This is a genomic window from Saccharopolyspora ipomoeae, assembly GCF_029952525.1.
In the GTDB taxonomy this organism is placed as follows: Bacteria; Actinomycetota; Actinomycetes; order Mycobacteriales; family Pseudonocardiaceae; genus Saccharopolyspora; species Saccharopolyspora ipomoeae.
Map to the genome: position 1 here is coordinate 70,501 of NZ_JASAOF010000012.1, position 21,248 is coordinate 91,748.

General features: G+C 72.3%; 18 protein-coding genes. 6 read left to right on the plus strand and 12 right to left on the minus strand.

Annotated elements, in window-relative coordinates:
• Nucleotides 1–89: 89 nt before the first annotated feature.
• The 3 genes from QFW96_RS18795 to QFW96_RS18805 form a co-directional block, all read right to left on the minus strand.
• Nucleotides 90–1,214: an alpha-lytic protease prodomain-containing protein gene (locus tag QFW96_RS18795; protein ID WP_281456999.1), complete on the minus strand. Its 1,125-nt coding sequence runs from the start codon at nt 1,212–1,214 to the stop codon at nt 90–92.
• Between the two features lie 166 nt (nt 1,215–1,380).
• Nucleotides 1,381–2,223, minus strand: a complete 843-nt coding sequence (locus QFW96_RS18800) for a hypothetical protein (RefSeq protein WP_425524768.1) — start codon at nt 2,221–2,223, stop codon at nt 1,381–1,383.
• Nucleotides 2,224–2,373: 150 nt separating this feature from the next.
• The gene (locus tag QFW96_RS18805) at nt 2,374–3,129 is read right to left on the minus strand and encodes a GntR family transcriptional regulator (RefSeq protein ID WP_281457000.1); all 756 of its coding nucleotides are present in this window, start codon (nt 3,127–3,129) and stop codon (nt 2,374–2,376) included.
• Between the two features lie 271 nt (nt 3,130–3,400).
• Here QFW96_RS18805 and QFW96_RS18810 point away from each other — a divergent pair, with 271 nt between their 5' ends.
• Nucleotides 3,401–4,441, plus strand: a complete 1,041-nt coding sequence (locus tag QFW96_RS18810) for an SIS domain-containing protein (protein WP_281457001.1) — start codon at nt 3,401–3,403, stop codon at nt 4,439–4,441.
• A gap of 141 nt (nt 4,442–4,582) precedes the next feature.
• On the opposite strand, the gene QFW96_RS18815 is transcribed toward QFW96_RS18810, so the two are convergent.
• The gene (locus QFW96_RS18815) at nt 4,583–5,425 is read right to left on the minus strand and encodes an amidohydrolase family protein (RefSeq protein ID WP_281457002.1); all 843 of its coding nucleotides are present in this window, start codon (nt 5,423–5,425) and stop codon (nt 4,583–4,585) included.
• Between the two features lie 189 nt (nt 5,426–5,614).
• On the opposite strand from QFW96_RS18815, the gene QFW96_RS18820 reads away from it, so the two are divergent.
• The 3 genes from QFW96_RS18820 to QFW96_RS18830 all read left to right on the plus strand — a co-directional run bounded on the left by QFW96_RS18820 (nt 5,615) and on the right by QFW96_RS18830 (nt 8,214).
• The gene (locus QFW96_RS18820; RefSeq protein WP_281457003.1) at nt 5,615–6,559 is read left to right on the plus strand and encodes an N-acetylglucosamine kinase; all 945 of its coding nucleotides are present in this window, start codon (nt 5,615–5,617) and stop codon (nt 6,557–6,559) included.
• A 150-nt stretch (nt 6,560–6,709) separates the two neighbouring features.
• Entirely contained in the window at nt 6,710–7,249 is a 540-nt protein-coding gene (locus QFW96_RS18825; protein WP_281457004.1) for a GlcG/HbpS family heme-binding protein, read from the plus strand.
• A 254-nt stretch (nt 7,250–7,503) separates the two neighbouring features.
• Nucleotides 7,504–8,214 carry an ankyrin repeat domain-containing protein gene (locus tag QFW96_RS18830; protein WP_281457005.1) on the plus strand — a complete coding sequence of 237 codons (711 nt, stop codon included), beginning with the start codon at nt 7,504–7,506 and terminating at the stop codon, nt 8,212–8,214.
• Nucleotides 8,215–8,304: 90 nt separating this feature from the next.
• Here QFW96_RS18830 and dapA read toward each other — a convergent pair whose 3' ends face one another.
• From dapA to QFW96_RS18850, 4 genes are all read right to left on the minus strand, one after another.
• Nucleotides 8,305–9,147, minus strand: a complete 843-nt coding sequence (dapA, locus tag QFW96_RS18835) for a 4-hydroxy-tetrahydrodipicolinate synthase (protein WP_281457006.1) — start codon at nt 9,145–9,147, stop codon at nt 8,305–8,307.
• A gap of 31 nt (nt 9,148–9,178) precedes the next feature.
• Nucleotides 9,179–9,793, minus strand: a complete 615-nt coding sequence (locus QFW96_RS18840) for a DUF3159 domain-containing protein (protein WP_406693175.1) — start codon at nt 9,791–9,793, stop codon at nt 9,179–9,181.
• A gap of 104 nt (nt 9,794–9,897) precedes the next feature.
• Nucleotides 9,898–10,623: an ESX secretion-associated protein EspG gene (locus tag QFW96_RS18845; protein WP_281457008.1), complete on the minus strand. Its 726-nt coding sequence runs from the start codon at nt 10,621–10,623 to the stop codon at nt 9,898–9,900.
• Nucleotides 10,624–10,725: 102 nt separating this feature from the next.
• A complete protein-coding gene (locus QFW96_RS18850; RefSeq protein WP_281457009.1) occupies nt 10,726–12,516 on the minus strand; it encodes a hypothetical protein in 1,791 nt (596 codons plus the stop codon).
• 499 nt (nt 12,517–13,015) lie between these two features.
• Between QFW96_RS18850 and QFW96_RS18855 the strand changes: the two genes are divergently transcribed.
• On the plus strand, nt 13,016–13,798 hold the full coding sequence (locus QFW96_RS18855; protein WP_281457010.1) for an SGNH/GDSL hydrolase family protein: 783 nt from the start codon (nt 13,016–13,018) through the stop codon (nt 13,796–13,798).
• Nucleotides 13,799–14,233: 435 nt separating this feature from the next.
• On the opposite strand, the gene QFW96_RS18860 is transcribed toward QFW96_RS18855, so the two are convergent.
• Nucleotides 14,234–17,035 (minus strand): AfsR/SARP family transcriptional regulator, encoded by a 2,802-nt coding sequence (locus QFW96_RS18860; protein ID WP_281457079.1) that lies wholly within the window; start codon nt 17,033–17,035, stop codon nt 14,234–14,236.
• A 252-nt stretch (nt 17,036–17,287) separates the two neighbouring features.
• On the opposite strand from QFW96_RS18860, the gene QFW96_RS18865 reads away from it, so the two are divergent.
• Nucleotides 17,288–18,322 carry an ADP-ribosylglycohydrolase family protein gene (locus QFW96_RS18865; RefSeq protein ID WP_281457011.1) on the plus strand — a complete coding sequence of 345 codons (1,035 nt, stop codon included), beginning with the start codon at nt 17,288–17,290 and terminating at the stop codon, nt 18,320–18,322.
• 4 nt (nt 18,323–18,326) lie between these two features.
• On the opposite strand, the gene QFW96_RS18870 is transcribed toward QFW96_RS18865, so the two are convergent.
• The 3 genes from QFW96_RS18870 to QFW96_RS18880 are packed head-to-tail and all read right to left on the minus strand — an operon-like array spanning nt 18,327 to nt 21,075.
• Nucleotides 18,327–19,157 carry a metal ABC transporter permease gene (locus tag QFW96_RS18870; protein WP_281457080.1) on the minus strand — a complete coding sequence of 277 codons (831 nt, stop codon included), beginning with the start codon at nt 19,155–19,157 and terminating at the stop codon, nt 18,327–18,329.
• A gap of 44 nt (nt 19,158–19,201) precedes the next feature.
• The gene (locus QFW96_RS18875) at nt 19,202–20,089 is read right to left on the minus strand and encodes a metal ABC transporter ATP-binding protein (RefSeq protein ID WP_281457012.1); all 888 of its coding nucleotides are present in this window, start codon (nt 20,087–20,089) and stop codon (nt 19,202–19,204) included.
• Complete coding sequence (locus QFW96_RS18880) at nt 20,086–21,075, minus strand: metal ABC transporter solute-binding protein, Zn/Mn family (protein ID WP_281457013.1); 990 nt, start codon at nt 21,073–21,075, stop codon at nt 20,086–20,088. The genes QFW96_RS18875 and QFW96_RS18880 overlap by 4 nt, the downstream gene beginning before the upstream one ends.
• Nucleotides 21,076–21,248 lie beyond the last annotated feature (173 nt).

Here is a 21,248-nt window from a genome sequence, read left to right on the forward strand (position 1 = left end):
GGGGGTCGCGAAGTTCTCATGAGAACTTCCCCCACCCACGACACGTGCCGTGAGCGGGGGAAGTCTCGGATCACTGGATCAACGGGGAATCACTGGGTCAGCAGGGAGACGCCGTAGGCGGACAGGGCCTCGCCGACCGGCTGGAAGTAGGTCGTGCCACCGCTGCTGCAGTCGCCCGAACCACCCGAGGTCATGCCCTGGGCCTGGTCGCCCGAGATGAACGAGCCACCGGAGTCGCCCGGCTCGGCGCAGACGTCGGTGCGGGTCAGGCCCTCGACCGTGCCCTGCTCGTACTGCACGGACTGGTTCTTGGCCTCGACGGTGCCGCAGTGCCAGCCGGTGGTGGAACCCGAGCGGCAGATCGAGGCGCCCTCGGCGGCCTCGGACGACCCGGCGACGGCCTGGGTGCCGCCCTGGTAGTTGTTCACCGCGGGCTGCGGGGTGTCGTCGTCGCCGACGGAGATGTAGGAGTAGTCGTCGCCCGGGAAGGACGAGCCCTCGAAGGTGCCGCTGGGCTCGGTGGTGGTGTCGCCGGCGCCACCGCAGTGGCCCGCCGAGACGAAACCGCCGTCGACGGCGAAGCCGACGGAGCAGCGGGCGCCGCTGCCGATGTAGTAGGCGTTGCCGCCGACCACGTCCATCAGCGTCTTCGGCTGCTCCTGCGACTCGACGATCTTCACCGCGCCGTCGGGAGCGCCCGCGGCCTGCGCGAACTGCGCGGCCTCGGCGGCGGCACCCGGCTTGACCGTGACGACGACCGCGTTCTGCCGGTTGCTGGTGTACCAGCCGGTGACGCTCTGCGGGGCCTGGGCCTTGCCCGCGTTGAGGCCGTCGACGACGCCGGTGAGCTGCTGGGCGCTGAAGGCGACCTGGCGGACCTCGGCCCCGGCGGCGCGGACCTGCTCGGAGCGGGCCGCGTCGGTCACGCCGACGACGAGCTTGCCGGTCGCGGAGTCGAAGTAGGCGCCGCCGAAGGCGTCGGCCAACGCGCCGCGCAGGGTGCTCTCGGTGCGCTGGGCCGCGGATTCGAGGTGGAGCCGGTCGAGGGCCTGCGCCTCGGTGAGGCCCAGGTCGCGCTGCATGGCCTCCAGCAACGTGCCCGCCACCGGAACGGAGGTCGGCGCGGTGGCGGTGGCCGGCACGGTGAGCGCGGCGACCGTGCCCGCGGTGACCAGAACGGTCCCGGCAATGCGAGCCGCGAGTCTACGTTTCATCTCGTGTCTCCCTTGTAGTGACCTGATCTCTCAAGGCCCCGTCGCCGGTCCAGTATCAGATCCTCTCAGGGAAATCACATCCAGCTTTTAGCGCAATGTGCGCAAAACAACTCCCCTTTCATCGGAGATCACCGACAGAATGGCGGCGTTTCACCGTTTTTCGCATTTATCCGAGCGGGAGTCCCGGCAGCGTCGACTGCGGAGCGGGTTCGGTCGACTCCGGTGCGGATTCGGTGGTCGAGGGTTGCGTTGTGGGAGAACCGGATTCCGTCGGCGGCGCCGTGGGCACCGGGGCCTCGCTGCTCGGCGGGGTGGCGGGAGCGGAGGGTTCCGTCGACGGCGCCTCGCTGGTCGGAGCCGGTTCGCCGGTGGTGGGCTCGGTCCGCTCGGCCTCGACGGGGGCGGGCTGCAGCACCTGACCGAGCGTCGTCCCATCACCGCCGGACAGCGGACGGCCGGTGATCCCCTCGAAGCCGGTGACCAGCAGCATGCTCACCGCGAACACGAACGCGCAGGTCGCGCCGACCAGCGCCCAGCGCCCCCACCTGCGGCGGGGCACCGGCGGGGAGAGCACGGTGCGGGGTTCCTCGACGGCCCCGGGCCTCTCGACGGCCCCGGGTTCATCCACGACCTCGCCGCCGGGCCACTGCAGGCCGGTGACCTCCAGCTTCCGCGTCACCTCCTCGGTCTCGCCGGACCTCGGCCGCCCCAGCTGGGTGCGGCGTTGCCGCAGTTCGGCGGCCTTCGCGGCGGCGACCGCGGCCTTCTCCCGGGTCTTCTCGAACGACCGCTGGTACAGCGCTCCGCCGACGGTGATGATCACGCTGGTCAGGCCCGCGCCGAGCACGGTCCCGGCCACGCCGAGCCGCGAACCGAGGAACGCCGCCGTCGCCGACGCCAGCGCCGCTCCGCCGACCTGAGCCGGGGAGACCTGCATCTTCTTCTCGCTCTGCTTCTCCGGCCGATCTTCTTCGGCCGAATCCGCGCCGCCCTTCACCATTTCCCTCACACGCGCAATGGGAGTCCTTCGCTCTGCCCCACCCAACGCGCACGCCCGCGAGGTTTTCTCCCCGCCCGCGTCTTTCGTGAGCACTCCCACGACGTGTAACGAAAAGCGGTGTCACTGCCCGGAATTCCGATTGCGCGCAGCGTGAGGGATTCAGGCGGGCGGATTCAGGCGCGCGACGAACTTGTAGCGATCACCGCGGTAGATCGAACGCACCCATTCCACCGGGCGGCCCTCGGTGTCGAAGGAGTGCCGGGACAGCAGCAGCATCGGCAGGCCGACGTCGGAGCCGAGCAGCTCGGCCTCCTCGGGGCTGGCCAGCGCGGTCTCGATGGTCTCCTCGGCGTGGCCGAGCTCGACCTCGAAGGTCTCCCGCAGCACCTGGTACAGCGAGCCGCCGGACTCCAGCCTCGCGGTCAGGCCGCGGAAGCGGGCCAACGGCAGGTGGGTGGTCTCGATGGCCATCGGCTCGCCGTCGGCCAGCCGCAGGCGGCGCAGGCGGAGCACCGCGGACCCGGCCTTGGTGCCGAGCAGGACGGCGAGCTCCTCGTCTGCGGCCTCCTCGACGACCTCCAGCAGCCGGGAGGTGGGCTGCCTGCCCTGGGCGCGCATGTCCTCGGTGTAGGAGGACAGCTGGAGCCGCTGGGCGACCTTGGGCTTGGCGGCGAAGGTGCCCTTGCCCTGCACGCGCAGCAGCCGGCCTTCCACGGTCAGCTCCGCGAGGGCCTGGCGGACCGTGGTGCGGGAGACGTCGAACTCCGAGGCCAGCGAGCGCTCGGTGGGGATCGGCGAACCGGGGGGCATCGACCGCAGCAGGTCGAGCAGGTGCTGCTTGAGACCCCAGTACTTCGGTTCCCGCGGCGCGCGACCCTGCGGATCCGCCCCGCCGGACACGGTCGTGTCGAGCATCGTTCCTCCTACCCGCCGCAGCCTGACCATCGAGCATGCCCGACCGCGCCGCCGCGCGGAACGCACCCGGCGCAGATCGTGCGTGCTGATCAATTCAGTCTTTGGTGTGCGAGCACACTAACGCCGATTCCTGTTGACAATGAGTGTCGCTCACCACAATCCGTGACGCCCCGGCGGTCGCGGTGAAGCCGTCCATCGGACGAACGCCAGTGCTCTCCGGTTCCGGACCGAGTAGAATTGGTCTGGACCTTATGGAAGGGATGGGCCCGACATGTCCGCCACCCCCGGCACCCACATGAAGGACGAGATCGACCAGCAGCCCGCGGTCTTCGCGGACCTGCTGGCCGCCCGCGAGCAGATCGCCGAGGTCGCGGCGGCCGTGGCCGAGCGGCGCCCGCGGTTCGCGCTGCTCGCGGCGCGCGGCTCCAGCGACCACGCCGCGCTCTACGCGAAGTACCTGATCGAGGTGCTGCTGCAACTGCCCGTCGGCCTCACCTCGCCGTCGACGACCACGCTCTACGGCGCCCGGCCGGACCTGACCGACGTGCTGCTGGTGACCGTCAGTCAGAGCGGCGGCTCGCCCGACCTCGTCGCGGTCACCGAGTCCGGCCGGGCGCGCGGAGCGCTGACCGTCGCGGTCACCAACACCGCCGACTCGCCGCTGGCCTCGGCCGCCGAGCTGTCGCTGGACATCTGCGCGGGCCCGGAGCGGGCGGTCGCCGCGACCAAGACCTACAGCGCCACGTTGCTGGCGTTGTACCTGCTCATCGATGCCATTCGCGGCGGGGACGGCGCGCACGCCCGCGCCCTCCCGGACCTGGCGGCCACCGCGCTCGACGAGTCGCGCGACCCCGTCGAGGAGACCGCGCAGCGCTACCGGTTCGCCGGCCGCCTGGTGACGACCGGGCGCGGGTACTCGCTGGCCACCGCGCACGAGGCCGCGCTCAAGCTCGCCGAGACCAGCTACCTGTCGGCCCGCTCCTACAGCGGCGCCGACCTGCTGCACGGCCCGGTCGCCGCCGTCGACAACGAGACCGCCGTGCTCGCGGTCTGCAGCGCGGGCCTGGGCGGGGAATCGACCCGCGAGGTGATCGACGCGGTGCACCAGCGCGGCGCGGAGATCTGCGCCATCGGCTCCGCGGCGTCGAAAACCCCTGCCTCGCACCGCATCCCGCTTCCGGAGACGGCCGAGGAGGTCGCCCCGATCCTGGAGATCCTGCCCGCCCAGCAACTCGCCCTCGACCTCGCCCTGGCCAGGGGCATCGACCCCGACAACCCCCGGGGCCTCCAGAAGATCACCAAGACCACCTGACCCGGGGACAGTTTTCATGAAAACTGTGCTCTCCCCGGGACCGGGAAGTTTTCATGAAAACCTCCCCACCTCCCCACGACGGAGGTCTCCACGGAGGTCTGCGTCGTCGTGGGACGGGACAGTTTTCATGAAAACTTCCCGTCAGAGGGTGTAGATCTCGCGTGCCGTGGTGTCGAAGACGGCGGTGCGCTCGGTGTCGCTGAGGCCGGAGGTGAGGTCCTTGGCGACGCCGAGGACCTCGGTGTAGGAAGCCGCGAGGAGGCAGACCGGCCAGTCGGAGCCGAACATGACGCGGCCCGGGCCGAAGGCGTCCAGGACCACGTCGGCGCAGGCGCGCAGCCGCGACGGGTCCGGCTGGGCCGCCCACTCGTCCTCGGTGACCAGGCCGGACAGCTTGCAGACGACGTTCGGGTGCGCCGCCAGCGCGCGGATCCGGCTCGCCCACGGCTCCCACTCCCCGGTCGCCACCGGCGGTTTCGCGCAGTGGTCGAGCACGAACGTCAGCTGCGGGAACTGCCCGACTGCCTTGATCGCGGCGGGCAGCTGGTGCGGGCGGATCAGCAGCTCGTAGAGCAGCCCCGCGTCCTCCACCGCGCCGAGCCCGGCGAGCACGTCCGGCCGGACCAGCCAGTCCGGGTCGTCCTCGTCCTCGACCTGGTGCCGGATGCCGCGCAGCCAGCCTCCCGACGGGTGGGTCTGCAACCGGCCGATCTGCTCGCGGGTGTCCCTGGCGGTGAGGTCGACCCAGCCGACGACGGCGGCGATCCGGTCGACGGTCTCGGCCAGCACCAGCATCTCCGGCGTCTCGTCCGGGTCGGCGACCGTCTGCACCAGCACGGTGGCCTCGACCGAGGTGCCGCGCAGCGCGGCCTGCAGGTCCGCCGGGCGGAAGTCGCGGCGCAGCGGATCCATCTCCGGGCCGGTCATCCAGGGTTGGTCGCGGACGTCGAGATCCCACAGGTGGTGGTGGGTGTCCACGGTCATCGAGCGCCTCCGCGGGTGTCCACATCAGACGGAGCGCTCGGGTGGGCGTCGCGCATGTTCTCTCTTCTCCCCGACGGTGACACGACGCCTCGATGTATAGCCGCTCCCCGTCCGCGAGACCAGGCCCCGGATTGATCACTTTCCGTCGTATCGCACGCCCCGCTCGCCGCGCCGGAGTAGAAAGAGCGCATGCACGGTGATGACCCCACGGCCCTCGTCCTCGGGCTGGACGTCGGCGGCACCAGCAGCCGCGCCCTGGTCAGCGACCTGTCCGGTCGCGTGCTGGGCGTCGGGGAGGCAGCGGGCGGCAACCCGAACTCGCACCCCGCGCCCGAGGCCGTCGCGCAGATGGCGAGCGCCGCGCGGCAGGCCCTGGGCGCCCACGACCCGGCCGCGGTGCGCGGGTGCGTGCTCGGCATGGCCGGGGTGAGCAAGATGGCCGATCCCGCGTTCGGCGAGTTCTTCCGCGACGAGTGGTCGCGGCTGGGCCTGGGCTGCGGGACGACGCCGGTCAGCGACGGTGTCGTCGCCTTCGCCGCCGGGACGCCGGAGCCGCGGGGAACGGTGCTGATCGCCGGGACCGGCGCGGTCGCCGAGCGCGTCGAGGAGCACCGCGTGGTCGCCACCCTCGGCGGCTGGGGCTGGCTGCTGGGCGACGAGGGCTCGGCGTACTGGCTCGGTCGCGAGGCCGTCCGCGCGACGCTGCGCGCGCTGGAGCGCGGCGCGGTGATCGAGGGCCTGGCCGAGGAGGTCTGCGCGCGCCTGGGCGTGCCACCCGAGCGCAAAGCGCTGATCACCGCGGCGAACGCGCGCGAACCGATCCGCCTCGCCGAGCTCGCGCCGCTGGTCACGGCGGCCGAGGACGACGCGGCGGAGGACATCGTGCACCGCGCGGCCGTGCTGCTGGCCGACACCGCGGCCACCGCCCGACCGGACCAGAGCTCCCCGGTGGTGCTCGCCGGTGGCCTGCTCGGTCCCGACGACCGCATCGGCCAGGCCCTGCGCGCCGAGCTGGAGGCCCGCTCCTGGCCGGAGCCGCTCACGGCGGGCTCCGGTGCCGCGGGTGCCGCCTGGCTGGCCGCGCTCCCCCTGTCCCCGGACCCGAACTCCCTGCACAAGACGCTCCTGGGCTGACGCGGTCGATCCCGCATCAACTGATCGGTTGATCCGGGATCGACCGGCCGACGCCGGGGGACGAACCGTTGGATCGACGTCCCGCGCCTCCGCAGCGCCGAAGCTGGGAGCACAACGCCGGAACGCACCAACGAACAGGGAGAACCACCCGTGAAGACCCGCACCCGCGCCCTCGTCGGAACCCTCGTCGGCATCGGCCTCCTCGGCGGAGCCACCGGCCTCACCGTCGCCCAGGCCGACCCCACCGCGCAGCAGGCGCCGAAGCCCTCGGCCGTCGTCGCCCAGCAGCCGGTCCTCAGCGCCGACGCCGCGATCAAGGCCGCCCAGGCCGCCCTGGACGCCGCCGAGGCCAAGGGCCAGCACGTCACCGTCTCCGTCGTCGACCGCGCAGGCAACGAGCGCGTCCAGCTGACCGGCGACGGCGCGGGCCCGCAGAGCTTCGACTCCGCCGAGCGCAAGGCCTACACCGCCGTCGCCTGGGGCAAGGCCACCTCCGAGCTGAGCAAGCAGGCCGGTGGTCAGGGCGCCACGCTGCGCGACATCCCGAACACCCTCTTCCTCGCGGGCGGTGTCCCGGTCAGCGCCGGAACCCCGATCGCCGGCATCGGCGTCGCGGGCGCACCCAGCGGCGACCTGGACGAGGAATTCGCCAAGGCCGGCCTGCAGGCCATCCAGGCCGACCTGCGCTGACCCCGATTACGGCCGTAGTCCGGCACCCGATTACCGCCGTAATCCGGCACCCGATCACCGCCGTAATCCGGCACCCGATCACCGCCGTAATCCGGCACCCGATTACCGCCGTAATCCGGCACCCGATTACCGCCGTAATCCGGGACCCGATTACGGCCGTAATCCGGGACCGCGGACTGGGCCGATCCCGACCGGGCCGGTCCCCGTTGCCCCCGGGGGTCGGTCTGCCCCCTCCCGAGCGGAAGGACGTTCCCATGCTCACTCGACGCCTCGCGCTCGGGATCTTCACCGCCCTCGCGCTGGCTTCCTGCGCACCCGCCGAGCAGCCGCCGGCTCCCCCGACGCCGGCGGCTGCTCCCGCCCCGTCCCAGGAGACGACCGTGTCCGACCACCAGCTCCTGCGCGCCGCGGACGCCGGTGACATCGGCGCCGTGCGCGCCGCGCTCGGCGCCGGGGCCAACGTCGAGGCCCGCGACGAGCACCGCCGCACCCCGCTGCTGCTCGCCGCCCTCGGTGACCACGTCGACGTCGCCCGCGAACTCGTCCGCGCCGGGGCCGACCCCGACGCCCAGGACGATCGCCGCGACACCCCGTTCCTGGTCACCGGCGTCACCGGCAGCGTCGACATGCTCGAAACCCTGCTGCCCGCCGACCCCGACCTCACCCTCACCAACCGCTACGGCGGCACCGCGCTGATCCCCGCGGGCGAGCACGCCCACGTCGAGTACCTCCGCGCCGCGGTGCGCACCGGCATCGACGTCGACCACGTCAACGACCTGGGCTGGACGGCGCTGCTGGAGGCCGTCGTCCTCGGCGACGGAGGCCCCCGCCACCAGCAGGCCGTGCAAGCCCTCCTCGACGGCGGCGCCGACCCCTCGATCCCCGACCGGGACGGCGTCACCGCCCTCCAGCACGCCGAACGAGACGGCCACACCGACCTCGCCCGAATCCTCCGCTCCACCTGACCCCAGAACGAGAACCGCTGTTCTCGCGCGTTGAGAACAGCGGTTTTCGTCGCGCGAAAACAGCGGTTTTCGACGTGGGGTCAGGTGTTGTCAGAGGAGGCCGACTTCGGTGAGGGCGCCTCGGATGACCTGGAGCTCGGCTTCGTCCGCCTCGACCAGGGGCAGACGGGGCGTGCCGACGTGGTGACCGAGGAGGTTGAGGGCCGCCTTGACCGGGATCGGGTTCGTGGTGACGCCGAGGGCCGAGTAGAGGGGCTTGAGGCTCGCGTCGATCTCGGCGCGGCGGGCCGGGTCGGTGACCATCTGCTTCATCTGCGGCCCCACCAGGTGGCTGGCCACCAGGATGCCGCCGAGCGCGCCGAGGTCCAGGGCCTGGGCGAAGCCGTCGTCGTTGCCCGCGTAGAGACCGAGGCCGTCGATCTGGGCGAGCGCGTCGTTGTCCGCCTGCTTGACGTAGTCCAGGTTGTCGACCTGGCCGAGCTCGCGCAGCAGGTCGTGGTCCAGCGACAGACCGATCCGCGACGGGACGTTGTAGAGCACCACCGGCTTGTCGGTGGCCTTGCCGATCTCGGTGAAGTGCCGCACCAGACCGCGCCGGTTCGGCTTGTTGTAGTACGGGGTCACCGACAGGATCCCGTCCGCGCCGATCTCGGTGACGCGCTCGGTCATCCAGCAGGCGTGCGCGGTGTTGTTCGAACCGGTCGAGGCGATCACCGTGACGCCCTCGGGACGCTCGCCGACGGCGAGCTCGACCAGCCGCAGGTGCTCGGCGTCCGACAGCGTCGGCGCCTCGCCGGTCGTCCCGCACACGACGACGCCGTCGGAGCCGTTGTCCAGCAGGTGGTGGAACAGGTTCAGGAAGGCTTCTTCGTCGACCTTCTGCCGGTCGTCGAACGGGGTCACGATCGCGGTGATCACGCTGCCGAGAGACATGTGCGCATTGTGCGCCCGCGCCCCGGAGGTGTCACGTCGCGGGTTCCCGCGGGTGACGCATGCCCGGATGATCCCCCGGCAGCGACCGGCGCAGCACCCACCAGCTCACCGCCACGCACACCGCCACCAGCGGCCAGGTCAGCACGACCTGCGCGATCGTCAACGGCCCGGTCGCCCCGGCCAGCCACAGCGGGATGAACACCACCAGCCGCACCGCGTACTGCCCGACCCACACCCAGCTGGCCCGGCTGTAGCCGCGCACCAGGTCGGGGTCCTGACGCCACTTGCGGCCCTGCCCGAGGGCGACGCCGACGACGACGCCGAGCAGCGGCCAGCGGATCGCGATGCTGGTCATCCAGGCCAGCGCGCTCAGCGCGTTGCTGGCCAGGCGGGGCAGGAAGAAGTCGGCGGCGTCGCCGGTGCGGATCGCGATGAGCGCGCCCAGCATCACCGCCAGCAGGCTGATCAGGACCGCCAGCGGCCGAGCGCCCTTGCGCAGGCGGTAGCCGCCGATGAGGGCTCCGACCACCACCGCGGCGGCGCTGCCGATCACGATCGACTCGCCGCCGAAGAACCAGCCGGCGCCGAAGGCGATGGGCGGGAGGCTCGCGTCGATCGCACTCCCGCGGCCGCCGAGCAACCGCATGAACGAATCGCGGTCGTCCCGCTCGATGTCCGTCTCCTGCGTCACGACACTAAGCCTGCCCTAAGTTCCGGCCGAACCAAAATGTCCGATCCCGGTCTCCAGCTCTACCCGAGTTGGCGGGCGCGTTCCACCAGGGTCGCGATCTCGGCGGCGATGGTCGGCTTGTCCGCGGGCTGGCACGCGACCGCGTCCTGGCCGTCGACCCGCTCCCCCTGCATCGCGTAGCGGCCCCGGTCGGTGTCGAACCAGATCAGGTTGGGCACCCGCGCCCGGCGGCCGCCCGCGACGACGAAGTGGCCGAAGCGGAACTTGGGCCGCGAGGTGACGGCGCGCAGCTCGGGAAGGCCCTCGATGTCGGCGTCGGCGGGCATTCCGCCGCGCCGGTCGGCCACCGCGCGCAGCGCCGGACCGGCGCCGACGGGCGCGTCCGGGAGCAGGTCGGCGGCGGTGCGCGGCAGGGCGCTCGGCGACAGGAACGTCATCCGCATCCCCCGGCCGTCGAAGACGCCGAGCACCCCGACCTCGCCGGTCGCCACCACCCTGGCCGCGAGCCGGTGACCGGCGCGGACGTCGAGCAGACCGGACGCCGCGATCGACACCTCCGAGCTGCACAGCAGGTAGAGGGCGTCCTCGACCTCGGGTTCCGGGCGGCCGTTGCGCGCCAGGCCGGTGGACTCCAGCTCCCGCCAGACGCGCTGGGCGACCTGGTTGCGGTCCTCGGGCAGCTCGGCGATGCGCGGCAGCTCGAACGGGTACTGCCGGACGGCGAGGTTCAGCTGCTCACCGAGCAGGTCGACCGCGGGGGCCGACAGGGTGATCGTCTCAACCATCACAGCTCACATTTCGCGTTGGCGGTACCCAGTGTTATCAGTGGTCGGTTCTCTCGGGCGCGCTTCGACCCGGGCGGGACCCGCCCGGGGTTCACCGGCCCGTCAGAAGTCCCGGAAGCTCGCCGGGGACTCGCCGAGCACCGGCGGCGCCACGAGCCGGCCGCCGTCATCGTCGTCCCACAGCTCATCGGCCTCGATGAGGAACTGCGGCACGGCTCCGCTGCCGGACTCGCCCGGCTTGTAGCCGGCCCCGGCGCGCAGGTCGTCACCGCCCTCGCGGCGCTCCTCCTTGAAGTCGTCGGCCGACCACGAGGTGTTGCGCCCGTAACCGGGACGACCCGAGCCGCTCGACCAGGAACCTGCCGAGCCCATCGGGCCGAACCCGCCGTCGGGGCGCTCGGTGACCTTCGGCGTCCGGACCGTCCGCGTCTTCGGCCGCTGCTGCTCCGGCCGCTGCTCCGGCCGCTGCTCCGGAGCCTCCGGAGCCCGCGACGCCTCAGGCCGCGGCGGCGGCGGCTGCGCGGGCGGCTGGGCAGGTCGCTGCGGTCCGGGCGCCGGGGGTGCGGGCGGCTGCTGGGCAGGCGCCTGCGGCACCGGCGGTGCGGGCGGCTGCGGTGCGGGCTGCTGCGGCGCGGGCGGCTGCGGCGCGGGCGGCTGCGGCGCGGGCGGCTGGGGTGCAGCCGAGTGCTGGGCAGCGGGTTGCGGTGCCGGAGGCTGGGGTGCCGGAGGTTGGGGCGCGGGCGGCTGCGGGCCGACCGGCGGTTCCACCGGCTGCTCCACCTGCGGCGGCGGCATCGGTGGTCCGGCCGGTCGCGGCGGAGGCGGCGCCATCGGCGGCGGCCCCTGCGGACGGGGCGGACCACCGTTCGGAACCCCAGGGGTGCCCGCGGGCGGGGACGGGGGCGGCTGCTGCGGCCCCGACGGCTGCTGACCCGGCGCCCCGGGAGGCGGCCCGACCTGCGGCATCGGTCCGCTCGGCGGCCCCGGCGGAGGCCCCATCGGTCGCGGACCCGACTGCGGACCCGACTGGGGCCTGTTCTGCGGTGGTGGCGAAGTCCTCGTGACGGCGTCCCCACCCGACGGAACGTCGGGTTCAGGTGCAGGTGCGGCGTCCGAAGGCCGAGAAGCGGGCGCCTGCGGGATCGGCCCGCTCGTGGGCCCGTCCGCCAGCGGGCCGCGCAGCACGCCGTCGCGCACCTGCGGTCCGCTCTCCGGCGCGGGCACCGGAGCGGGCGTCGACGTGGGCGCCGGAGCCGAACCAGGATCCGAAGGCGGTGCGGGGCGGCGGTTTTCGGGAGGCGGGAGCAGCGATCCGCTCAGACTGGCGCCTTCCGGGCGCCCGTGACGCGGTTCGTCCGGCTCCGCCAGGGAACCCGACAACCCGGCGGAACCGGGCATTCCAGCAGAACCGGTCAAGTCGGCAGAACCGGGCAGGTCGGCGGGCCCGGGTAAGTCGGCAGGCTCGGCCACCGGAGGCTCCGGCGGCGGCGCGGAACCGCCTCCGCCGAGATCGCCGGAGAGCGACGGGAGACCGCCGGTGGACGGGCGCGAGGGCTCGGCGGGGCGGCTCGGCGGAGCGGAACCCGCTCCGCGCTGCTCCTGCTCGAAGCGGTCCGGGAGCTGTTCGGCGCGCTGCCAGAAGGCGAACGGGTGCGCCTCACCGGCGAGCGCGGCCAGCTCGGCGCGCACGTCGAGGCGTCCCGGGCGCGGCGCGGGCGGGCCCGGGCGCGCGGGAGGTGCGGGCGGCGGGCCGGCGGGCCCGGCGTCGCTGAGCGATCCGCGCAGCGGTGGTTCTGCTCGGCGTCGGCCACCGGTCTCGGGACCACCTCGCCGGTTCGGCGCCTCGAAGCCCGCCGGCCCCGGCGCGGACGCCGGATTCTGCGGTGCCGTCACGATTCCCCCAGCTGTAGAGGACGGTTGCGGAGACCGGCGATCGGAATCGCGGCCACAATGGGATCGACGCCCACAATGGAACCGACGCACTGCCCCATGTCGTCGTTCCCCATCAACCGGCCACGACGGCGAGAGCGCGCAACGGCTGCTCCGGCGTCCTGCGAGCGGACGCGCGTCGAGCTGTGACCTGCAGCGATCGCGTCATCGTGAGCCCCCTTGTCACTTCTGTTACCGCCGAAGGACATTAGCAGCTGACGTTCATCCGTATCGGTGTTTCCCGCCAAGATCCCGCCCCCTGCCGCCGGACGAGCTGATGCACCGCACGTCAAGGAAGAGCATCGTTTCGATCAAGTCAACCGACCAAACGGACATAATTTCTAGACTGCCCAGTGCCGTTAGTCACTCGCCGGGAACCTTCGGTGGCGTAGGTACGTTCCGGAGGGCCACTGTTGATTCCGCACCAACACGAGGGTGGGAAGAGCAGGGAGGACGGGTCGACATGGGATCGGGGCGCTGGGACAGCTTCGTCGCGCTGGGAGACAGCTTCACCGAAGGTCTGGCCGATGCCACTGAGGAGCACGACGTCTACCGCGGCTGGGCCGACCGGCTCGCCGCGCATCTCACCGAGCAGAACCCGGATCTGCGCTACGCCAACCTGGCGGTGCGCGGCAAGCTGATCCGGCAGATCGTCACCGACCAGGTCCCGCAGGCCATCGCGCTCGAACCCTCGCTGGTCGCGCTGACCGCGGGCGGCAACGACATCATCCGGCCGGGCAGCGACCCGGACCTGGTGGCCGCGCTCTTCGACGACGCGGTCGCCCGGATCCGCGCGACCGGAGCCGACGTGCTCATCGGCACCGGCTTCGACACCGCGCGCACCCCGGTCCTCAAGCACGTGCGCGGCAAGGTCGGCACCTACAACTCGCACCTGCGCTCGATCGCCGACCGGCACGGCTGCTACGTCATGGACCTGTGGTCGATGCAGGTCCTCAAGGACCCGCGCGCCTGGTGCGAGGACCGGCTGCACCTGTCCGCCGACGGCCACCGCCGCGTCGCGCTGCGCGCCTGCTCGGCGCTGGGAGTGCCCACCACCGAGGACTGGAACGAGCCCTGGCCGGACCTGGACGAGCGCAGCTGGCAGGAGCAGGCCGCCGAGGACATCAAGTGGGCCCGCGAGTACCTCGCCCCCTGGATCAGCCGCCGCCTCCGAGGAGTCTCCAGCGGAGACGGCCGCACAGCCAAGCGCCCCTGCCTCGAAAAAATGCCCACGAACTGCGGATAAGCGCCGAAGGCGCTTTCTCTTTCACCACCTGAGCAGCCCGCACCGCCGGGGGTTCTGAGCGGCTTCGTGGCGAGCACGCCGCGACGCCGTGTATCGGCATACATCAGGAGTGGCGCGCGGAGTCCACGGAGCCGCTCAGGTTCCCCCACCCGCACCGCTGAGCAAGGGGACCAAGGGACAAAGCAATAGAGAAGACGAGCGCTCGGGCGGCTCCCCCGAACCGTCCGAGCGCTCGTCACACCCCCACACCCGGCTTCCCGGATGCCCTGCACCCCCTGCGGTCGTCCCGGCCGCGAACGACCGGGACGACCGGGGCGACAATCCCCCCTTGGACTCCCCCCAGAGCCGCCCGTGCGCGGATCAAGCACGGATCGATCCGCACGATCAAGTTCCCAGTCGGCCCTACACGTCCGCTAAACGCGCGCTAAACGATCCTCAACCGGCCTCGTCGAGCCGCTGTCGAACCTCTCTGACCTGCGGAGATCCCTCGGCCTCGAAGATCGACAGCGCGGTTTCCCAACGGGTGCAGGCGACGGGGACGTCGCCGCGGAGCCGCGCGACGTCCCCGAGGCCGAGGTTGGCCGAGGCCTGCCGGACCGCCGAACCGCACTGCCGGGCCACTTCGAGGGCCTCGTGGTGGAAGCGCTCACCGTCGTCGAGGTTGCCGAGCTCGATGCTGACCTCGCCGCAGTTGTTGAGCACCATCGCCAGGGTTTCCAGGTCGTCGGCCTCGCGGTAGAGGCCCTCGGCCTCGCGCAGGTGCCGCAGCGCGGCCTCCAGCTCGCCGTTGACCTGCTCGACCATCGCGAGGTTGTTGAGCGCCCCGGCCACGAAGTAGCGGTCGCCGAGCGAGCGGTAGACCTTGAGCGCGTCCTTGGAGTGGATCTTGGCCTCTTCGTAGCGGCGCAGCCGGAACAGCGCGCTGGAGAGGTTGACCTGGGTCATCGCGAGCCGCTCGGAGTCGCCGGTCTGGACGGCGACCCGGTAGGACTCCTCGTAGTGCGCCAGCGCCTCGTCGAGCTTGCCGGAGCGGGCGCAGGCGACGCCGAGACCGGCGGACATGAGCACCTTGCCGACGGGATCTCCCACGGCGCGGGCGGATTCGGCGCCGTCGGTGTAGACGCGGAGCCAGTCCTCCCACGGGCAGCGGACCATGAGGTAGTTGAACTGCAGCCGGGCCAGCGGCCAGGCCATGTCGTGCATCCCGGCGAGCTTGGCGGCGCGGACCGCGGCGACGAGGTTCGGCCACTCGGCGTCGAACCACTCCAGGGCCTGCGAGCGGGACCCGACCTCCGGGCGGTGGTCGCCCTGCGCGCAGAAGTCGAGCTCGTCGCGGGTCGGCCGCAGGAAGCGGCGGGCGTGATCGGCGGCGCACAGGTAGTGCCCCAGCAGCCGGCGCAGCGCCGCGGAGTCCTCGACTCCGGCGGGCAGTTCGCGGGCGTAGGCGCGCAGCAGGTCGTGCATGCCGAACCGGTCCGGTTCCGGCTCGGTGACCAGGTGCGCCAGGGCCAGCGCCCGCAGCCTGCGCTGCGCGGAGGCCGGGTCGGTGTCGCACAGCGCGGCCACCGCGTGAGCGGTGAAGGTCTGGCCGGGGATCAGGCCGAGCACCCGGAAGGTCTCGGCGTGCACCGGCGGCAGGCTCCGGTAGGAGATGTCGAAGGCGCGGCGCACGCTGGTGTCGGCGTCGTCGTCGATGTCCAGCGCCTGCAACCGGTTTCGCTCGTCGGTGAGCTCGTGCACCAGGTCGGAGACGCCGCGCGCCGGGTTGGCGGCCAGCCGGGCGGCCGCGATGCGCAGCGCCAGCGGCAGCCCGCCGCACAGCTCGGCGAGCTCGGCGGCCGCGTCGGGTTCGGCGGCGGACTTGCCGGGAACCCCTGCGCGGTCGAGCAGTTCGATGGCGCTCTCGGTGGGCAGCGTCTCCAGCGGCAGCACCCGCGCGCCCGAGCGCACCACGAGCCCGTCGAGCCTGCGCCTGCTGGTGACCACGACCAGCGAGGCCGCGCTGCCCGGCAGCAGCGGCAGCACCTGGTCGGAGTCGCGGGCGTTGTCCAGCAGCACCAGCACCTTCCGCTTCGCCAGCAGCGACCGGTAGAGCGCGGTGCGGTCGTCGAGCTCGACCGGGATCGCGTCGGAGGCGACGCCGAGCGTCTTGAGCATGCTGGTCAGCGCCTCACCGGGGGTGAGCGGCTGGTGCTCGGAGTCGAAACCGCGCAGCGAGGCGTAGAGCTGACCGTCGGGGAACTCCTCGGCGACCCGGTGCGACCAGGTCAGCGCCAGTGCGCTCTTGCCGACACCGGCGGTGCCGGTGAGCACGGTGATCAGGCTGGAGCCCTTCTCGCGGGTCTCCAGCATCGCGTTCAGCGTCGCGAACTCCAGCCGCCGGCCGACGAAACCGGCCGGTGCGGGCGGGAGTTCGGCCGGGACGGGGCGCCGGATGCCGAGGCCGGGTTCGGCGCGGCTGGGGTGGTTGCGCAGCGCCGGGTCGTCGCGCAGCAGCTTCTCGTAGAGCTCGCGCAGTTCGGGGCCGGGGTCGATGCCGAGCTCGTGGGACAGCCGGTGCCGCAGCTCGTGGTAGCGGGCCTGGGCCTCGGCGCGGTGCCCGGCGCGGTAGTTGGCCAGCATCAGCTGCCCGGCCAGCCGCTCCCGGATCGGGTGCTGGTCGACCAATGTGGACAGTTCGGCGATGAGCTGGTGGTGCCTGCCGAGTTCGAGGTCGGCGGCGATGCGCTCCTCCAGCGCCAGCAGCCGGAGCTCGTCGAGGTTGGGCGCGACCATCCGGTGCAGCCTGCTGCCCGCGATGTCGGCGAGCACCGAACCGCTCCACAGCTCCAGGGCCTCGGTGAGCAGGCGCGATCGCTCGGCGGGTTCGAGCCCGTGCGCCCGGCTGATGAGGCTGCGCGCGCGGTGCGCGTCGATGCGCTCCCCGTCGACGCGCAGCAGGTAGCCGGGCGCGCGGGTGATGATCTCAGGACCGCTGGTGCCGAAGAACTTCCGCAGCCGGGAGACGTAGCCCTGGATGATGGTGCGGGCGCTGGCCGGGGGTTCGTCGTCCCACAGGGTGTCGATCAGCCGGTCCATCGGCACGACCTGGTTGGGCTCCAGCAGCAGGCAGGCCAGCAGCGCGCGCACCGGCGTGCGACCGACTTCCAGCGGAACGCCGTCGAGGCGCACCTCGAGGGGACCGAGCAGGCGGAATTCGAAGCCCGCGGTCCCCCCTAAGCTGCCCAGCGGCGTCATCTTCACCCAAATCCGACTTCCGGCCTACGTCTGGCGTGACCGACACACGGTAGCGATCCGAGACGGAGTCGAGACCGAGGCGTTCACACCGCTCACACCAATGGAGTATGCCCGATTCACCAGGCGGAACATCGGTCTCCGCTTTCGTCTCAGGTGAACGTCTCCCGGCCGCCGGAGCGGGCAAGTAAAGTCTGAGTACGTCGATCACCCGAACGAGTGGCGCAGCAGGACGCCGCGGAAGGAGCACCACCCGTGCCGACGACGTCCACAGTGGTCGATCGGGCGGTGGGTTGCCTGCTGGGCGGCGCCCTCGGCGACTCGCTCGGCACCCTGGTGGAGTACTCGCCGCTGGAGGACATCCGCGCCGAGTTCGGACCGGACGGACTCACCGAACCCGCTCCGCAGGCGATGCTCGGCGACGCCACCCAGATGGCGCTGTTCGCCGGCGAGGGCTACCTGCACGCGTGGACCACGGGCAACAGCGGTGGCCAGTGGCGGCCCGTCGAATCCACCGCCGCGGCGCTGCGCCGCTGGCTGCTGACCCAGCAGGAGGACAAGCCCGCGCCCGGCGCCACCGGCCTGCTCGCCGAACCCGAGCTCTACGTGAGCCGCGCGCCCGGCCTGACCAGCCTGCGCGCGCTGGAGGAACCCGAGCTCGGCACGCCGGACCGGCCGCGCAACACCTCCAAGGGCTGCGGCGGCCTGGACCGCAGCACCCCCATCGGCTTCTCCCCCACCTCCGAGATGGCCTACCAGCTGGCCTGCCAGTGCGCGGCTCTCACGCACGGCGGAGTCGGCGGCTGGTCCTCGGCGGGTGCGCTGGCGCTGATCGTGCACCTGGTCGCCGTGCAGCAGCGCCGGTTGCCCGCGGCCGTCGACCAGGCCGCGGGACGCGTGCTGCGCGAGGACTTCGAGACCGCCAACGCGCTCGCCGAAGCCGCGACCCTGGCCCGGCTCGGCGCCAGCGTCGGTCACGTCGAACGCCTCGGCCAGGGCTGGATCGGCCCGGAAGCGCTGGCCATCGGCGTCTACTGCGCGCTCGCGCTGCCCAAGCCCGAGCAGTTCGCCGACGCGATCCGCTTGGCGGTCAACCACTCCGGGCACAGCGACTCCACCGCGGCGGTCACCGGCAGCATCCTCGGCGCCCGCCACGGCACCGCCGTCCTGCCCCGGAACTGGCTGGCGCGCCTGGAACTGGCCGACGTCATCGAGCGCATCGGCCACGACCTCGGCGCCTCCTGCTCCGGAGAGCCGTTCAACGAGCGCCGCTACCTGGGACTGGCCTGAGACCTCAGGCCGGAACCGGGGCCCGGGAGGCGCGAGCGAGGCGGCGGCTGCCGATGGCCCGGCAGACCAGGTAGATCACGAACGAGATGATCGTGACGAAGGCGCTCACCGGCGCGCCCGGCGCCAGCGACAGCAGGATGCCGCCCAGCACGGCGACTTCGGCGAACACCACGGCCAGGACCGTCGCGCGGACCGGGCTCGCGGTCACCCGCGCCGCGGCGGCGCCCGGCGTGACCATCAGGGCCAGCACCAGCAGCGCACCGACGGTGTAGACGCCCAGAGCCGTGGCGACGCCGACCAGGACCGCGAACAGCGGGGTCAGCACGCGGGTCGGCACGCCGCGCGCGGTGGCGACGTCGGGGTCGACGCTGGCGAACAGCAGCGGCCGGTACACGAAGGCCAGCACCAGCAGCACCACCACCGCGCAGCCGCTGAGCAGCAGCACGTCGGAGGAGTCCACGCCGACGATCTGCCCGACCAGCAGGCTGAACTTGTTGGCGGTGCGCTCCGGGTTCAGCCACAGCAGGAACACGCCGACGCCCAGCCCGAACGACAGGATCGCGCCGATCACCGAGTCGCGTTCGGTCTGCTTCTGGCCCAGCAGGCCCAGCAGCAGCGCCGCCACGACCGCACCGGCCAGCGCGCCGACGCCGACGCTCACCCCGACCAGCAGCGCCGCGGCGGCACCGGTGAAGGCCAGCTCGGCGGTGCCGTGCACGGCGAAGGACATCTTGCGCGCGACCACCAGCGGCGCCAGGCAACCCGACACGAGGCCGAGCGCGGCGGCCGCCAGCAGCGCCTGCTGCACGAACGGGTAGCCGAGCAGGTTGATCATGGTGTCGAAGTCGAGCACCTTGCTCAGCGACTCAACGACGTCGTTCACGCTTCGTCCGCCCCCACCACGTGGTGCTCGTCGTTCTCGGCCCCGGCCACGACGAGACGGCCGCCCACGCGGGCGACCTCGACGTCGGTCCGGTAGAGCTCCGAGAGCGTTTCGGAGTTCATCACCTCGTCCGGCGTGCCGATCCGGAACCGGCCGTCGACCAGGTACAGCACCCGGTCCACCAGCGGCAGCACCGGGTTGATCTCGTGCGTCACGAACAGCACGCCCGCGTCGGTGCGGCGGGCCTGCTCGGCGATCAGCCGGGAGACCTTGCGCTGGTGCGAGAGGTCCAGCGACAGCAGCGGTTCGTCGCACAGCAGCACCGACGGGTCGCTGACCAGCGCCTGCGCCACCCGCAGCCGCTGCTGCTCACCGCCGGAGAGCAGGCCGACCGGCATCCTCGCGTACTCGGTGGCCTCGACCGCGCGCAGCGCGTCGGCGACCCGGCGCTTGCGCTCGCGGCGCCCGCCGAAGCCCAGGCCCCAGTGGTGACCGTCGAGGCCGAGACCGACGAGGTCGCTGCCGCGCACCGTGACGTTGGCCTCCAGCGCCCGCTGCTGCGGGATGTAGCCGATCCGGTCGCTGCCGCGCCGCGCCGGTTCCCCTCCGATGTGGACGGTCCCGGAGTTGAGCTCCTGCAACCCGAGCAGCACCCGGAGCAGGCTGGTCTTGCCCGAGCCGTTCGGGCCGAGCACGGCCACGAACTCGCCCGGCGCGACGTCGAGGTCCAGGCCGGACCACAGGGTCCGCTCGCCGTAGGCCAGCGTCGCGCCGCGCAGCGAGACGGCCGGAGACCCGGCGTCGGCCTGAGCCGCCGCCGGGTCTGCGTCCACCGGTTCCGCGTCCACCGGTTCCGGGGTGTCCGCGAGCTGTTCAGAGGTCATCGGTTGAGGGCACCTTGCAATGCGGTGATCTGCGCGTCCATCCACTGCACGTAACCGGCGCCCTCCGGCAGCGTCTCGGTCATCTCCACGACCGGGATCTGCTGCGCGTCGGCGGCGGTGCGCACGTTGCGGGTGACCGGCGATTCGGTCTGCGGGTTGTAGATGACGGCGACGGCCTGACGCGCGTTGATCGCGTTCTGCACGTCGGCGACGGCGGCCGCCGAGGGGTCGGTCTCGGACTCGATGGCGTTGACGAACGACGGCGGGGTCACGTCGTTCAGCTTGGCGGACTCGATCATGTAGTGCGCCACCGGCTCGGTGACGATCACCGGCTTGCCCTGGTGCGCTGCGGCGATCTCGCCGACCCGGTTCTCCAGCCCGGCGACCTGCTGCTCGAACCCGGCGGCGTTGGCCTCGAACTGCTGGGCCTTGGCCGGCTGGATCTTGCCGAGCTCCGCGGCGATCTGGTCCGCGACCTCGTGCACGGCGTGCAGGTCGTACCAGACGTGCTCGTTGACCGAGTGGTCATGACCCTCGTGACCACCGGCGGGCTCCCCCGCGTGCGGCTCCTCCGCGTGCGGCTCGCCCGCGTGCTCGCCCTCCGCCGGGGCGGGCTCGGGGTGCTCGGAGTCGACGGCCTGCACGGTCGGCTTGGCGTTCTGCCCCAGGACCTGGGTCATGAACTCGTCGTAGCCACCGCCGTTGAGCACCACCAGGTTCGCGTCGCTGATCTTGGCGGCGTCCTGCGGGCTGCTCTCGTACGAGTGCGGGTCGGCCCCGGCGTCGCTGATGATCGACTCGACCTCTACGGCGTCGCCGCCGACGGCCTGCGCGACGCTGCCCCAGACGCTGGTCGACGCGACGACCTTGATCTTGTCATCGGGTCCGGGCGCGGCGGTCTCCCCCGCCGAGCAGCCGCTCAGCGCGATGGCGCTGACGGTCAATCCGGCTAAAGCGGTCACAGCGGTGCGGCTGCGGACGGTCATGGATGGCACTCCCGGGTGATCAGGTCAGGACGCTGTCGAGCGACTCCAGATGCGAACGGTAACGGTAACCGTTGTCAACTGCAGTCTAAGCGCCCTTCAACCAAACGCACTAGAGCCCGTCGTATTTCCGAACGCGACATGCCCCACAAGCAGCAACAACGCCCCCGCCCGGA